20 protein-coding genes and 1 other RNA gene are annotated in these 14,515 nt (G+C 55.7%); 20 read left to right on the top strand and 1 reads right to left on the bottom strand.

Annotated features, from left to right (window positions below):
* The first annotated feature begins 2 nt into the window (after nt 1-2).
* From ACGHUK_RS06615 to ACGHUK_RS06520, 20 genes are all read left to right on the top strand, one after another.
* Nucleotides 3-536 (top strand): hypothetical protein, encoded by a 534-nt coding sequence (locus ACGHUK_RS06615; protein ID WP_390508554.1) that lies wholly within the window; start codon nt 3-5, stop codon nt 534-536.
* A gap of 15 nt (nt 537-551) precedes the next feature.
* Entirely contained in the window at nt 552-1,598 is a 1,047-nt protein-coding gene (locus ACGHUK_RS06610) for a DUF2184 domain-containing protein (protein ID WP_390508551.1), read from the top strand.
* A gap of 15 nt (nt 1,599-1,613) precedes the next feature.
* A complete protein-coding gene (locus ACGHUK_RS06605) occupies nt 1,614-1,874 on the top strand; it encodes a hypothetical protein (protein ID WP_338428505.1) in 261 nt (86 codons plus the stop codon).
* A gap of 10 nt (nt 1,875-1,884) precedes the next feature.
* A complete protein-coding gene (locus ACGHUK_RS06600) occupies nt 1,885-2,367 on the top strand; it encodes a DUF4054 domain-containing protein (RefSeq protein ID WP_390575608.1) in 483 nt (160 codons plus the stop codon).
* 11 nt (nt 2,368-2,378) lie between these two features.
* Nucleotides 2,379-2,762, top strand: a complete 384-nt coding sequence (locus ACGHUK_RS06595; RefSeq protein ID WP_338428507.1) for a hypothetical protein — start codon at nt 2,379-2,381, stop codon at nt 2,760-2,762.
* Nucleotides 2,759-3,262, top strand: coding sequence for an HK97 gp10 family phage protein (locus ACGHUK_RS06590; protein ID WP_390508547.1), 504 nt, complete (start codon nt 2,759-2,761; stop codon nt 3,260-3,262). Before ACGHUK_RS06595 ends, ACGHUK_RS06590 begins: the two co-directional genes overlap by 4 nt.
* Nucleotides 3,259-3,705, top strand: a complete 447-nt coding sequence (locus ACGHUK_RS06585) for a DUF6838 family protein (RefSeq protein ID WP_390575606.1) — start codon at nt 3,259-3,261, stop codon at nt 3,703-3,705. Before ACGHUK_RS06590 ends, ACGHUK_RS06585 begins: the two co-directional genes overlap by 4 nt.
* Nucleotides 3,702-3,857, top strand: a complete 156-nt coding sequence (locus ACGHUK_RS06580; protein ID WP_338428510.1) for a hypothetical protein — start codon at nt 3,702-3,704, stop codon at nt 3,855-3,857. The genes ACGHUK_RS06585 and ACGHUK_RS06580 overlap by 4 nt, the downstream gene beginning before the upstream one ends.
* 6 nt (nt 3,858-3,863) lie before the next feature.
* Nucleotides 3,864-5,207, top strand: a complete 1,344-nt coding sequence (locus tag ACGHUK_RS06575; protein ID WP_390508542.1) for a phage tail sheath subtilisin-like domain-containing protein — start codon at nt 3,864-3,866, stop codon at nt 5,205-5,207.
* A gap of 12 nt (nt 5,208-5,219) precedes the next feature.
* The gene (locus tag ACGHUK_RS06570) at nt 5,220-5,699 is read left to right on the top strand and encodes a phage tail tube protein (RefSeq protein WP_390508540.1); all 480 of its coding nucleotides are present in this window, start codon (nt 5,220-5,222) and stop codon (nt 5,697-5,699) included.
* A 15-nt stretch (nt 5,700-5,714) separates the two neighbouring features.
* Nucleotides 5,715-6,122: a phage portal protein gene (locus tag ACGHUK_RS06565; protein WP_338428513.1), complete on the top strand. Its 408-nt coding sequence runs from the start codon at nt 5,715-5,717 to the stop codon at nt 6,120-6,122.
* Nucleotides 6,123-6,305: 183 nt separating this feature from the next.
* Nucleotides 6,306-8,396, top strand: a complete 2,091-nt coding sequence (locus tag ACGHUK_RS06560) for a tape measure protein (protein WP_390575604.1) — start codon at nt 6,306-6,308, stop codon at nt 8,394-8,396.
* A 9-nt stretch (nt 8,397-8,405) separates the two neighbouring features.
* On the top strand, nt 8,406-9,227 hold the full coding sequence (locus tag ACGHUK_RS06555) for a hypothetical protein (protein ID WP_390575601.1): 822 nt from the start codon (nt 8,406-8,408) through the stop codon (nt 9,225-9,227).
* Nucleotides 9,224-10,192, top strand: coding sequence for a hypothetical protein (locus ACGHUK_RS06550; RefSeq protein WP_338428516.1), 969 nt, complete (start codon nt 9,224-9,226; stop codon nt 10,190-10,192). The genes ACGHUK_RS06555 and ACGHUK_RS06550 overlap by 4 nt, the downstream gene beginning before the upstream one ends.
* Nucleotides 10,193-10,215: 23 nt before the next feature.
* Nucleotides 10,216-10,698 carry a DUF2577 family protein gene (locus ACGHUK_RS06545; protein ID WP_338428776.1) on the top strand — a complete coding sequence of 161 codons (483 nt, stop codon included), beginning with the start codon at nt 10,216-10,218 and terminating at the stop codon, nt 10,696-10,698.
* The gene (locus tag ACGHUK_RS06540; RefSeq protein ID WP_338428517.1) at nt 10,699-11,106 is read left to right on the top strand and encodes a DUF2634 domain-containing protein; all 408 of its coding nucleotides are present in this window, start codon (nt 10,699-10,701) and stop codon (nt 11,104-11,106) included.
* Nucleotides 11,106-12,224: a baseplate J/gp47 family protein gene (locus ACGHUK_RS06535; RefSeq protein WP_390575598.1), complete on the top strand. Its 1,119-nt coding sequence runs from the start codon at nt 11,106-11,108 to the stop codon at nt 12,222-12,224. Before ACGHUK_RS06540 ends, ACGHUK_RS06535 begins: the two co-directional genes overlap by 1 nt.
* Entirely contained in the window at nt 12,214-12,786 is a 573-nt protein-coding gene (locus ACGHUK_RS06530; protein WP_338428519.1) for a putative phage tail protein, read from the top strand. The genes ACGHUK_RS06535 and ACGHUK_RS06530 overlap by 11 nt, the downstream gene beginning before the upstream one ends.
* A complete protein-coding gene (locus tag ACGHUK_RS06525) occupies nt 12,783-13,457 on the top strand; it encodes a hypothetical protein (RefSeq protein WP_390575595.1) in 675 nt (224 codons plus the stop codon). The genes ACGHUK_RS06530 and ACGHUK_RS06525 overlap by 4 nt, the downstream gene beginning before the upstream one ends.
* Before the next feature lie 18 nt (nt 13,458-13,475).
* Nucleotides 13,476-14,039: a DUF6273 domain-containing protein gene (locus ACGHUK_RS06520; RefSeq protein WP_390575592.1), complete on the top strand. Its 564-nt coding sequence runs from the start codon at nt 13,476-13,478 to the stop codon at nt 14,037-14,039.
* Between the two features lie 81 nt (nt 14,040-14,120).
* Here ACGHUK_RS06520 and ssrA read toward each other — a convergent pair.
* Nucleotides 14,121-14,471: a transfer-messenger RNA gene (gene ssrA / locus ACGHUK_RS06515) on the bottom strand.
* Nucleotides 14,472-14,515: the final 44 nt, after the last annotated feature.

The raw sequence follows: 14,515 nt of genomic DNA, 5'->3' as shown, positions 1-14,515 counted from the left end.
GTATGGCACTTTCTCAGCTCAATCCGCAGATCATCGGCGCGGAGATGGAGCACGGCTTTGCCGGTTCCTACGCACGCCAGCCCGACATGATCGTTGTAACTCGCCCTGTGGGCGAAAAAGAGCCCCTGCCCTTCGGCATGGCTCTGATGTATGATGCAAATGGTGCCGTTGTCCTGATGCAGGGCTCCGGCGTTACCGCAGACAGGTTTGCGGGCGTTGCAGGCCGCGAGATGCGCTCTGCCCTGTCTTACACTGACCAGAACACCGGCGCATACACCACCGGCGATGCTGGCAGCGTGTTCCAGCGCGGCAGCATCAACGTGCTGTGCCAGAAGGGCACCCCGAAGCGCGGCGGCGCAGTGTACGTGCGCATCATCAAGAACACTTCGCTCCCCAATGCTGTCGTGGGCGGCTTTGAGGCCGAGGCAGACAGCACCAGCGCCAACACCGTAAAGCTGACCGGTTGCCAGTGGGGCGGCTCTGCAGACGCAAACGGCGTGGCCGAGCTGGTCATTCTCACCCGTCAGAACGTGTAACAGGAGGAACAGAATATGGCAGATTTCCAGAATGTCGGCAATTTCGATGCCGGTGTGTTTACCCCGAAGCTGGGCGGTGTTGCGCCGTCCGGCTCTTCTTTTACCATGGACGCAGCAGGCATTGCGTCTGGTGGCGCATTCCTGACCAGTGAGCTGGAAAAGCGTGACCCGCTGATCCGCAAGCCCCTCACCAGCGTCACCTATGCCCGCGATATCCCCATCCAGACCGGCGGCGGCTGGGTGGACTACGTCACCGCCATGAACGTGGCCTACGGCATCACCGGCGGCTCCGGCTCCGGTGCTGTGGGTGCAGGCGGTGCCAACGGCACGCCCATCATTCAGGCCAACGTTGCCAAGGGCGCATACAAGGCGCACCTGTTCAGCGCGGCTCTGCGCGTGAACTTCGTGGACATGCAGCGCTCCAACCTCATCGGCCGCAGCCTTGATCAGCTGCTGCAGGACGGCATCCGCCTGACCTACGACAAGCACATGGATGCCAACGTCTACACCGGCTTCGAGGACTACGGCACCACCGGCCTGATGAACAACCCCAATGTCACCGAGACCACTGCTGCCAGCAATGGTGCGGACTCCTCCTCTACCAAGTGGAAGGATAAGACCCCGCAGCAGATCCTGAAGGACGTGAACGACCTGCTGAGCGCTGTGTGGGCTTCCTGCGAGTATGACACCGATGCCATCCCCAACCACATCCTGCTACCTTATGAGCAGTACAACTACATCCTGACCACCATGGTGTCCGATCTGGCATCCGAGACCATCTACGACTTCCTGATGAAGAACAACGCCGCTGTCAAGAATGGTGGTGAGTTGTTCATCGGCGGCTGCCGCTGGTGTAAGGGCGCAGGTACCGGCAAGACCGACCGCATGGTGGGTTACGTGAACAAGCCCCGTTACATCAAGATGGACGAACTGGTGCCTATGAGCCGCATCATGACTGCTCCTAACGTTACCAATGTCTGCTATGATACTGCATACATGGCAAACATTTCCGAGGTGCAGCTGTTCTACCCCACCTCCATTCTGTACGTGGACGGCATCTGAGAAAGGAGAAGCATCATGTTCATCCTCGCAAAGCGCAACATCATCATTCCCAGCCCTGCACCCGGTGTTGCACCGGTCGTGCTGAAAAAGGATGGTTTTGCCACCGTCCCCGACTGGGCCGCGGAGACGGCCTATTTTAAGGCACTGGCGGCCGATGGTAAGATCGTTGCCACCGAACACCGCGATAAGGACATTCAGGCTGCAGCTGAAAAGCCGGTAAAGACCCGCAGGGCCAAGGCTGAGGAGAAGCCCGCAGAGCCTGCTGCGGCAGAGTAAGGAGAACGGCATGATCTACGGTGCACAGTTTGGTGGAGTCCGCCAGCAGGCGGCGAACCTCGGCGGCAGCGTCGGAAATTACACCGCTGAGCAGTTCAAGGAAGAATATCCGCAGTTCTGCAATGCCGACGGCAAGTGTCACCTGCCGGATGCTCTGCTGAATGAGATCGTGCGCATGGCCAATGTCAGCGTACAGCCGGACAAATGGCTGGACAGCTGGCACTACGCCGTGGGGCTGTATGTGGCACATTACGTGACCCTGCAGCTGCGCACCTTTGCTGAAAGCAGCGCAACGCCTGCGCAGGCTGCAGCTTCCGGTGCACTGGTGGGCGTGGTGAAATCCGCCACACTGGGCGACAGTTCTGTGACCTACGACACCTCCGCCCTGACCGCAGGCACTGAGGACTGGGGCGACCTGAATGCTACCACTTACGGCCAGATGCTGGCCAACCGCGCCCGGTTCATCGGGCTTGCGGGCAGTTATGTGATCTGAGGTGATGAAGGATGGACTGGACGGACTGGTACACCGACACGGCAGATGTGTTCCGCAATGAGAAAGTGACCGAGAACAGCCTGACCCACATGGAACGCAGGAAGGTGCTTTCCGGTGTTGCCTGCCGGGTCTATCAGACAAAGACCAGCGGGCTGCAGATGAACCAGACTGCTGCCAGCATCACCCAGACCGATAAGCTGGCCTGCGGCATCGAAGTGGATATCAAGCCCGGAGATGAGCTGGTGATCCACAGAGGTGCAAAGCTGGGTTATACTGCGCCGGACGAGCGCTATTTTGCAGACACACCGGAGCGCTATTATGAACCCTTCGGTGCGGTCATGCCGGGGCTGGCCCATCAGGAGATCACACTGTTGAAGCAGGAGCGTGTGAAATGACGCTGGATGAATACATTCAAAAACTGGAAGCAGCTCAAAAAGTTCTGCCGGATATGATTTCTGTTGCCGCGAAGAACGCCACCATCCGCGCAGTGGAAGCCGCACAGGAAAAGACCCCGCCCACAGCAGACAGCCTGAGCGGCATCAACACCCGCACCGGTGAACTGAAGCAGCATTGGGCCACGGACAGCAAGATCATCCCGGAGCAGCAGGCCGGGCAGTATGTCACCGAGCTGAATAATAACAAAGAATATGCTTCTTTTGTGAATGACGGCCACCGGATGGACAAACATTTTGTGCCCGGCCTGTATGTGAACCCTGCTTTCGGCCTGCTGGAATATGACCCCAGCCGTAAAGATGAGGTGGGCATCATGGTGGGCACCCAAACGCAGTACGTGGAAGGCTTGCACATGACCGATGCTGCCCAGCAGGCTTACGAAGAAACGCTGCAGGCGGAACTGGAAAGAACCGGAAGAGAGCTGGAAAGGATTCTGAGATGAACTTTACAGTTACCACCATTGCACGTTCGCTGGCGGCACATCTCGCGCCTGTCCTGCCCGGTGTGCAGATGCTTGAAGATCCCGTCCAGCAGGGTGTAGAACCGCCCTGCATGTTCCTGCAGCAGCGGTATTCCAACATCAAACCGCACCCGGGTGGGCGCTGGCTGCGCACCATCGGCGTAGACCTGACCTATCTGCTGGATTACAACCTGCCTGACCTGCAGCAGCAGTACAGTTCCGCCGCAGAAACCTTAGACCTCTGCATGGAGGTGTTTCCCTATACCGATGGTACAGACACCGCCCTGCTGCGGGCCTATGACCGCAAGACAGACATTGATTCCGACGGTTTGCATTACAAATTCGAGCTGCGTATTTTTGTGGAAAAGCCCGAAGATGCTGTAAAGATGCAGACCCTGAGCATCGATCAGAAGGTGGATAAATGAAAGAAAAAGAAACCCAGTATCGCCGTGAAGTTCTGCTGAAGGACCCGCGTTTTGCGAGATATCAGCCGGACTTTCTGGCTGCGGTACTGAACAAACCGTATTACACCCTCGCAGAGGCGCAGGCCGCTGTGAAAGATTTTTGGAAGGAGTGACCCGCTATGGCAGCAGGTGGAACCTTTACCGTACAAAACAAAGTCCGGCCGGGCGTTTACTTTCGCTTCCGGTCGAAGAACAAACAGGATCTGACCGTCGGCGACCGCGGCATTGCTGCGCTCTGTGAACCTCTGCATTGGGGTCCGACGGCCAAAGTGATTGAGATCGATGCCGGTGCCGACATGACCGTGTACACCGGTTATGATATTACTGCGCCGGAAAACCGGTTTCTGACCGAGATCTTCAAGGGCACCAACCGCACGGCAGCGCCCCGCAAGGTACTGCTGTACCGTCCCACGGCCAGTGGTGCCGTAAAAGCCACCATGGAGATCGCGCCGCTGACCGCTACCGCAAAGTATGTGGGCGTACGCGGGAACGATATCTCCGTCGTTGTGACGGCGCTTTCCTCGCCGGAAGGCAGCTTTGAGGTCTCAACTGTAGTGGATGGTGAGATCAAAGACCAGCAGACCGCCAAGACGGTGGAAGAACTGGCTGCAAACAGCTGGGTGGACTGGAGCGGCACCGGCGCTCTGACTGCCAATGTCGGAACTGCCCTGACCGGCGGAGAGGACGGCGTGGTAGCAGCTTCGGCTTACAGCGCATTCCTGACCGCCATTGAGCCCTACAAGTTCGATGTGCTGATCTACGATGGCGCGGACAACACGGCGCGTACCGCGATGGAAAGCTTCATCAAGCGGGTCAATACCGAGACGGGCCGCTATTCTCAGCTGGTGGAATCCGGCAGCACCAATCCTGACACCCGCTATATCGTCAACGTGGACACCGGCGTTGTGCTGGACGATGGCACAACCCTGACCCCGCAGCAGGTGTGCTGGTGGGCAGGCGGCGCACTGGCTGCCGCCACCTACGGACAGGATCTGACCAACGCCGTCTATCCCAATGCTGTGGACATCTCTCCCCGGCTGACCCACAGCCAGTACGTGGATGCCATCAATTCCGGCAAGTTCGTCCTGAATGCCGATGATGGTACAGTCCGCGTGGAGTATGATATCAATTCTCTGGTCACCTACACTTCGGAGATCGGCGAGGTGTACCGCTACAACCGTACCATGCGGCTGTGCAACACCATCGCCAACGACCTGTATTCTCAGTTCTCCAAGAACTATGTGGGCATTGTGGACAACACCGATGCGGGCCGCATGGAGTACAAGAGCGCCGTCGTGAAGTACCTGACCCAGCTGCAGGCATCCGGTGGCATCCAGAACTTTGATGGCGAAACCGATGTCACCGTTGAGAAGGGCGATGCCAAGGACGCGGTGCTTATCACGCTGGCGATCGAAGCCGTGGGCAGCACCAACAAGATCTACATCACGCTGGATGTGTCGTAAGGAGGGATTTTAATGTATTTGCTTGCACAGGACACCCTGAACGGTGCCGAAGGCAAAATCACCGTCACTCGTGATGGCCGCATCACAGAGATCTGCGGCATGAAAAACATCAAGACTGTGGCTGGCATTCAGACCTCGGACATGAAGACCATCGGCACCCGCACGGTGCAGAAAAAGGCCAATGGTGTCACGCAGACCGGCACCGGCAATGTCTACTTTGGTTCCAACGGCAGCAACCTGTTCACCGATATGCTGCTGCAGTATATCAACACTGGTGTAATGGAAACCTTTGATATCACCATCACCAACAACGACCCCACGGCCAGCGTGGGCGATCAGGTCATGGGCTATTATGGCTGTATGCTGACCGGTGAGATTCCGCTGTCCATCCTGAACGACGACGAAGCAATGCTGAACTATGACTTCAATTTCAGCTACACCAAGGTAAACCGTCTGAAAGCATTTTCCGACCCGGTCAATCTGGGCAACTGATAGGAGGTATTCTTTATGAGCGCACTTTCCGCATTTCTGCATCCCGCTGTTCCTACGGAAGAAAAGGAGCTTGTCATTTCCAAGCGCTTTCTCGGCGCAGATGGCAAACCTGTTCCGTTTAAGATCCGCGCCCTGACCCAGGAAGAAAATTCTTCCCTGCTCAAGGCATCCACCCGCAAGAAAAAGGTAGGCCAGCAGTGGCAGGACGAGATGGATGCCAACGAATATTCCAGCCGCATGATCGTGGCTGCAACGGTATTCCCCGACTTTCACAGCGCTGAGCTGTGCGAAAACTATAACACCAAAGATCCTGTCCAGGTCCCCGGCAAGATGCTGCTGGCCGGTGAGTTTCTCAAACTCATCACCGCCATCAACGAACTGTCCGGATTGGATGAAGGCCCGGACGAAGAAGCAAAAAACTGATCGCCGGGGACCTCTGGGATATTGATGTTCTGACAGCTTACTACTGTTTTGACAATCTCGGCTGGTCCCCCGGTCAATACGATGCCCTGCCGGAGCGTGAAAAGGCTCTGGTCCGGGCATTTGCTTTGCGTACAATGGAAAAGCGCTTAAAAGAATCCCGACAGATGAAGGAGGCTGGACACAGTGGCTGATATCCATTCAAGGTTCATTCTGGACGATCAGGCTTCCAATCCGCTGGCCGGGTATATCACAGTCGCAAAGAATGCGGCTTCTGCAACCACCGCTGCACAGCGCCAGCTGAAAAGCTATGAATCCGCACTGCGGAGCACAGAGCTTGCTTCTGCTAAGGCAACTGCGGCCTTTGAAGCCAGTGCTCAGCAGCTGGATGCCATGCGCGCTGCCGGTGAAGCGGGCACCGCTGCGTACAAACAGCTTGAGACCCAGAACGAACGCCTGCGTTTGAAGGTGGAAGCGCTGGGTACACAAACCGGCATCCTTACCGGAAAAGCCCGTGAAACGCAGGCTGCGGTGGAAAAAGAAGCCGCCGCTATCCGAGAACAGGCCGATGCCGCTGAAAAAGCATCCAAAAGCACCAAAGAACTTTCGGACAATCAGAAAGCGGCCACGTCTTCCGCTGATGCTCTGGCAAGCGCTGTGAAACGGCTTGCTGCTTCTTACCTCAGTATTCAGGGGCTGAAAAGAGCCGTAGACCTTTCAGACAGCTTGGTTTCTACCCGCGCCCGGCTTGACCGTATGAACGATGGCCTGCAGACCACGCAGCAGTTGGAAACGATGATCTACCAGTCCGCGCAGCGTTCCCGCGGCAATTTTATGGACACCATGGGGCTGGTTTCACAGTTGGGTACTATGGCGGGCAGCGCATTTGACAACACGAAGGAGATCGTGCAGTTTGCAGAACAGCTGAACAAACAGCTTGCGCTCTCTGGCGCATCCGGGCAAGCTGCGCAGGCTGCAATTCTTCAGATGGAACAGGGCCTTGCGTCCGGCGTGCTGCGCGGCGATGAACTGAACAGCGTCATGGAACAGGCACCGGCCATTGCAAGATCCATTGCGGACTATCTGCAGGTGGATATGGGCAAGCTGCGCGAAATGGGTGCACAGGGGCAGATCACCGCCGCCATTGTAAAAAACGCCATGTTTGCAGCCGCAGCAGAGACCAACGCTGAATTTGCAAAAACCCCCATGACTTGGGCGCAGGTTTGGACGGTGGCTTCCAACGCTGCCATCCGTGCCCTTGACCCGCTGCTGTCAGCCATCAACTGGGTAGCGAACAACATCCAGACGGTTGTCCCCATTGTGATTTCTCTGGGAACCGCTTTTGGTGTGCTGCTGATTGCCGCCAACTGGACGAACATTCTGGCATTTGCTTCTGAGAAAGCCGCTGCCGCACAGGCATTTCTCAATGCCGTCATGGCCGCAAACCCGGCCGCACTGGCCGCTGCCGCCGTTCTGGTGCTGGTAGCTGCCCTGTATGCAGGTGTTGCTGTGATGAACCACTTTGCAGGCACAAGCGTTTCCGCTACAGGTATCATTACGGGCGCATTTGCTGTGATGGGTGCATTCGTGTTCAACAGTGTTCTGGTTCCCCTGCAGAATGGATTTGCCATGTTTGCAAACTTTGTGGGCAATGTGTTCACGAACCCGGTCGCAGCTGTGAAAGTTCTGTTCTATGATATGGCAATCACCGTTTTGCAGTATATGCAGAATATTGCGTCCGCTGTTGAGGGGCTTATCAACATGATCCCCGGCGTGACGGTCGATCTGACCAGCGGCCTGGGCGGCTGGATCACCGATCTTGCCAAAAAACGGAGCAATGAGATCCAGAACAGCGGCTATACCGAGTATGTGAAGCCGTGGGAGAACATGGATCTCGGAAGCGCCTACACCAGAGGATATGATTGGGGTTCCAACCTCAGCCTTGGCAACCTGTTCGGGCCGGGCGGTCTTGGCGATCTGGGCGTTCCTCAGGCAGCAGATGTCAATTCCCTGCTGAATAATGTTGGCGCAATTAAGAACAACACCGGTAAGATCGCAAAAACGGTTGATCTTTCAGATGAGCAGCTCAAGATGATGGTTGATATTGCGGAACGTAAATTCGTGAACAACATCAACCTCACCTCGCAGGCCCCGGTCATTACTGTTCAAGGCCAGAACACCGGAAACACTGAAGCCGACCGCCAGAGCCTTGCCGATCTTCTGGGCGACCTCATTATGGAGCGCGTGCAGAGTGGCAGTGTCGTTGCGGTCAATTAAGGAGAATGTATGCCGAGCCTTTACCGCATTTATTTTTCACGGGACAGCACCGTGCTGTCCCTGCCCATCAACCCGGAAAAGCTTCCGGAGACCAAAGAATCCGACAATGGCGAGTATAATGTGCTTGGCCTTGGCCCTGTCATGCAGCCGCGCACGCCAAAGCTGCGTAAGGTAACGATCTCCGGTCTGTTTCCCGGACGCAGGCTCCCATGGATGAGCGCGGCCGTGTTTTTACCGCCATCGGTGTACATTACGTTTTTCAAGAGCGCAATGGATCAGAAAAGGCCCATCGTCTATACGCCGGTGCGCTATTATGAGAACGGCACCCCGTTTCTGGGTGGCGGCATGGGTTTTGAGTGCCTTGTTACCAGTTTCAAGACCGAGGAGCGCGGCGGCGAGACCGGCGACTTTTACTTTGACCTGACCATTACTGAATACAAGGACTTTTCACCGCAGAAGGCTGTTCTGCAGGGCAGCAGCGGAAACTTCTCGCCTGCAGCCACTACGGCATCCTCTGCGCTGAACACTGTCACGCGGGCGCTTTCTGCCGCTGCTGTCGCAACGTCTACTGTCAGTGCTGTAAAAGTGATCCTTACTCCAGCACGCAGCATCCAAAGCAGCAAACTCTATGTGGGTGCCCAGCGTAAGGCAAACGGGAAATATTACAGCACCAGCACTGCACCAACACCTGCCGGCACGCTCAGCGGCCAGCAGGTGCAGGTACGGCGCATCGTATCCCGCACAAACCCGCATCCGTATTGCGTGCAGGATTTTTCCGGGGTGGTATTCGGCTGGATGTCCGCTTCTGACCTCACGGAGGTGAACCGGTGAGCTATGAACTGATCGTGGGCCGCAAAACGCCCGGAGACCTGCTAAACCTCACTAACAGCGTAACAACCGCAAGCTGGATCACCCAGCGCACCGGGAATCCCGGCAAGCTTACCTTCACCTATCTGCGCACGCCGCAATCCAAAATCGAAGAGGGCGACGTTGTACGGTTTTCCGCAGATGGAGAACTGCAGTTTTATGGATGGGTATTCAGCCGCGGGCAGGACCGTTGGGGGCCTGTGGATGTGGTCTGCTATGACCGGCTGCGCTACCTGAAAGCAAATAACAGCTACACATTTTATGCCCAGAGCGCCGCCGACATTATCAAGCAGATCTGTGAAGACCTGCAGGTAGATGTGGGCACGCTGGCCGATACCGGCTACAAACTCCCCTCCCTCGTGATGCAGGATAAAAGCTGCATCGACATCATCAATACTGCCATCCAGAAGACCTTGCTGAATACCGGCACGGTCTTTGTTTTTTACGATTCTGGAGATGGTGTTGCTCTGCGCTCTGCAGCTGATATGAAGAGCGACTACATCATCGGCGAAAAGAGCCTGATGACCAACTACAGCTACAACACGTCCATTGACTCCCAGACCTACAACAGCATCAAGCTGGTGCGTCCGAACAAGGAGACCGGCAAGTCCGATGTTTTTATCCGAAAGGATTCGGACACCATTGCCCGCTGGGGCTTGCTGCAGCTCTATCAAAAGGTGGACGAAGCGGCCACAGACGCACAGGTCAAGGAGCAGGCAAAGGTCAGTCTGGAGTATTACAATCGCGTTCTGCAGCAACTCAAATTCACCTCGCTGGGTGTCAATAGCCTGCGGGCGGGACAGCTTCTTCTGGTCAATATCAATGATCTTGACGGCGACCCGTTCCGCAAGTATGTCATGCTGGAAAAGGTCTCTCATACGTGGGAAAACGATCTGCACACCATGGAACTGGAAGCAAAAGCTCTGTAAGGGAGGGAAATCTTTTGGACATCGTGGAAGCACTTTTGCAGCTGAACCGGGTTGCCGGAGACGTTGACCAGCCCACCGATCTGCAGATCGGCACCGTGGTAAAGGCCCCGCCCGATGATGATGTGCTGGAAATCTCCATCAACACGGAAATGGCTACACTGCGGCAGGATATTCTCTACCTTGCAGAGCCGGTCATTGAAAAGAAGATCCCGCTGCTGAAACACCGGCACGCCATGCCCCATATACACGCTGGTGTTCACGGCAGCACAGGCGGCCCATCGGAGCCTTACACTGGTTATTCCCTGCTCTCAGGGGGCGCAGACAGCTCTGTACAGAGCGAGGACATCAAAGGCTGGGAGAATGGAAAAGTCCTTCCGTTGAGCAAGGATAAGAAATATATCATCCTCAACCCGGCCCTGAAAGCCGGTGACAAGGTGCTTCTTCTGCGTGTGCAGCGTGGCCAGAAGTTCGTCGTGTTATCTCGTGTATATGAAGGTGGTGATTAAATGGCCGTATTGCCGGAAAACAGCATCGATTTATCGGGCGGCGTTGAGTTTGTCGCTCAGCCTTCCCTGACATGGAAGATCGACCGTGCAGCTGGACGTATCGCCGGAACATGCGACGGCTATGATGCCGTAAAGCAGGCAGTGGAGATCATCCTGAACGTAGAGCGCTATCGCTGGCAGATCTACCAGCCTGCAAGCGGTATGCAATGGGATGAGCTGGTCGGACAGGATGCCGGTTATGTTGCCGCAGAACTGCAGCGCCGTCTGCAGGATGCTCTGCTGACAGACGACCGCATCACGGGGTTAAAAAACTACGAATACAGCATCGACGGGCAGAATTTGACGGTGAGTTTTACCGTCGAAACAGTCTACGGCGATGTTAAGACCGGAACGGAGGTGAAATTCTGATGCAGAACTTTTCAGATGCAACCTACAAAAACATCCTCGACTACATGCTTTCACTGGTGCCGGATACCTATGATAAGCGCGATACCAGCCCTATCCAGACTTCCCTCGGCCCGGCAGCCTACGTGCTTGAGGGCTTTTATCTGAGCCTCGACCTTGTGCAGAAACAGGCGTTCGTCCAGACAGCCTCCGGAGATTCGCTGGATCTTCTGGCAGTGCTGGCCGGTATCACCCGCAAGCAGGCTTCCGCCGCTGTAAAGGTCGGCATCTTTGACTGTGAGGTTCCGATCGGTGCGCGATTTTCAACGATCAATGGCACTGAGAGTATCAATTTTGTGGTTATCTCCACCATCACGGAGGGAAGCACCTACCGTCTGCAGGCTGAGACTGCCGGTGATATCGGCAACCGATACTCCGGCCCTGTCCTGCCGATCGATTCCATTGAAGGATTGAACAGCGCTCAGTTGACGGATCTTCTGATTCCCGGCGAAAACACCGAAGAGGATGAGCCTTTCCGCGCGAGAATCATTGAACGTCTGAACAGCCGCAGCTTTGGTGGAAACGTGGCACAGTACGTTGAGGAGATCGAAGCGATAGACGGCGTGGGCGCTGTGCAGGTCTACCCCGTGTGGGATGGTGGCGGCACGGTGTGCTGCTCCATCTTGGGAGCCGACTTTCTTCCTGCGTCCAGTGATCTTGTGCAGATGGTACAGAATGCCATCGATCCCCCGCCCGGTCAGGGGCTTGGCCTTGGGCTTGCGCCCATCGGTGCGCAGGTGACCGTCACAGCGCCGAAGACAGTGCCTGTAGACATTTCTGCCACGCTGACCCTTGCATCCGGACACGAACTTGAAACCGTACAGCAGCCTGCGCAGGACGCTGTCAGTGACTACCTGCTGCAGATTCGTAAAAACTGGGATGTCAATATCAGCAGTACGGCCATTGCCTACTCGGCAGAGGTGTATCTTGCTCGTGTCCTTGCCGCGCTCATCTCTCTTGATGGGGTCGTCAATGTTTCGGCTCTGACGCTCAATGGGATTGCTGCGGACATGGCGCTGCAGCAGACCGGTGCTTTGCAGCAGGTTCCGGTGCTGGGGAAGGTGGAACTACATGGAACTTGACCTGAACCATGACCTGCATTCCCTTTTGCCGCCTTTTTACCGGGAAATTGCGGAATACCAGCAGGTCTGTGACGCTGAAAAAGCACAATTTTCCCGGACAGCTGATAGTGTACGGGTCATCGGGAAGAACTTTTTTGTCCAGACCATGGATGTGGATTCTGTGCAGAAATGGGAACAAGTCCTGCATATCCGGGCAAAGCCTTTGACCGAAACGCTGAGTTTTCGACGGCAGCGCATTCTGTCGCGTTTGTGCACCCGCCCACCCTTTACACTTGCATTTCTGTACCAACAGCTCGACACGTTACTGGGCGTTGGCCGGTGGACATGCCGCGTGGATTATCCGGCTTACCTGCTGACCATCGGCACTCACGTTGAAGATAAGCTTCACCGCGAAGAACTGATCCACATGGTAAACCAGATCAAGCCTGCGAATATCGTGTTCGGAATGTATCTGTTCTGTGACCCCGTAGAAGCATATGCCTACATTGCCGCCGCACCCTGCGGCACAAGCATCCTTGCATCGGTGCGGATGCCTGAAATCAAAAAGGAGGACACGCAATGAGTTGGGAAACGCTGGCTTATACCGATGCCGGCATTGAGCTGCTGATGGATGCCGTATCGGGCAAGCAGCTCACGATTACGCAGGCTGTCGGAGGAAGCGGTCTTGCAAATGCCGCTGTGCTCCACGCGCAGACCGACGTCACCGGCGAGCGGCATGCGCTTGAGCTGCTGGGCATCAAGTCTGTTGAAGAAAACGGCAGCGCTGCCCGCCGCGTGAAGATCCGCATTACCGGCGCGGAGGATACCTACACCCTGCATCAGATTGCCCTCTTCGGGCGGCAGACCGGGGCGGCAGAAGATACGCTCCTGCTCCTCGTGCAGGATGACCGCGGTGTCGAGATCCCGGCGGCTTCCACCGATCAGGAGTTTGAGTTCGTTTTCACTGTGGTGATCGCGATTTCCCGGGATGCGGAGATCTCGCTCAATCTGAGCGCTGAGATGCAGAGCTTGCAGCTGTTTGTCGAAGAGCGGATTCAGGAGCACGACCTGTCCCCGGAGTCTCACAAAGACTTGCGCATCGCCGCTGCAAAGATGCAGGCGGATATCGATATCCTTCAATTGAAGATCGCGACCGACGTAACGGCAAATCCGTTCTCCGTCACCTTTGGGTCGCTGGACGGCTTGACCGTTGCCGGCGTTTGGAACGCCGATCTGGCAAGGATTGAATTTTGAGTAAGGAGGTGAATTTTTATGGCAAATGTAAGATTAGGCGCAAAGGCCGTTGGCAGCACCGTTAAAATCAAAGTGAACGGTACGGTCAAGGACTTTATCATTGTCCATCAGGGCAAGCCGTCCAGCGTCTATGACGATAGCTGCAACGGTACTTGGCTGCTGATGAAGGACATCTATACCACGAGGAATTGGGACGATTCCAACTGCGACTACCTGAACTCCGACATGACCGCGTACCTGAATGGCACGTTCATCAGCCTGATCGATGCCGATATTCGCAATGCCATCAAACAGGTCAAAATTCCGTACATCAATTACTCGAACGACAATGTGATGAGCGGTTCTAACGGACTGAGCTGCAAGGTGTTCCTGCTGTCTGGTACGGAGGTCGGTTTCAGTGGCGTAAGCTATATGGCCACCGAGGGCGCAAAACTGTCCTACTTCGATAGCGCAAGTAAGCGTGTCGCATGGCTCACAAACCCGGAGTATGTGCAGCAGCTGGCAGGCTATCCGCTGACCGGATGCCCAAGCGCGGTACAGTTCATTGAAATGCTGTATAATGCGCTGGTGAGAGCAGCCTGAAAACTCAATAGTGTTACCAAAAACGTTACCATGATAAAGAAAAGAACGCCAATTCCTAACGAAATGGCGTTCTTTTTTTCATGGTGGAGGCGATGGGAGTCGAACCCATGTCCGAAAAGAGTTCAGTGCAGGTATCTCCGGGTGCAGGCGATCTACAACATTCCCGCCGCGCCACGCCGATCGTCAGGCTAGCGCATTGGTAGCTTCATGAGTTCCTGCCGGTCCGCAAAGCTTAAGTCCGTTCAGGTGCTGTGTCTAAAGGACGCCCCGGCCCCACACGACACAAGAGTGGGCGGAACGCGCAGCACTCAGGCTGCGAGCAACTGAGAATTGTTATTGTCAGTTAATTTTTTTGGAGGAGTTATAGAGCAGTTCCCCCACTGCTACCCGCTGCCCAGACCTCACTCTCCCCGTCGAAACCTTTACGCCCCCTTATAAAGCACACCTTGCGGTGTGCAGAAAGCTTTGAAAAAGTT

Source organism: Faecalibacterium sp. i25-0019-C1, from assembly GCF_042854225.1.
Taxonomy (GTDB): Bacteria; Bacillota; Clostridia; order Oscillospirales; family Ruminococcaceae; genus Faecalibacterium; species Faecalibacterium taiwanense.
The sequence above is the reverse complement of the archived record's forward strand: the minus strand, read 5'-3'. Positions and strand labels throughout refer to the sequence as shown.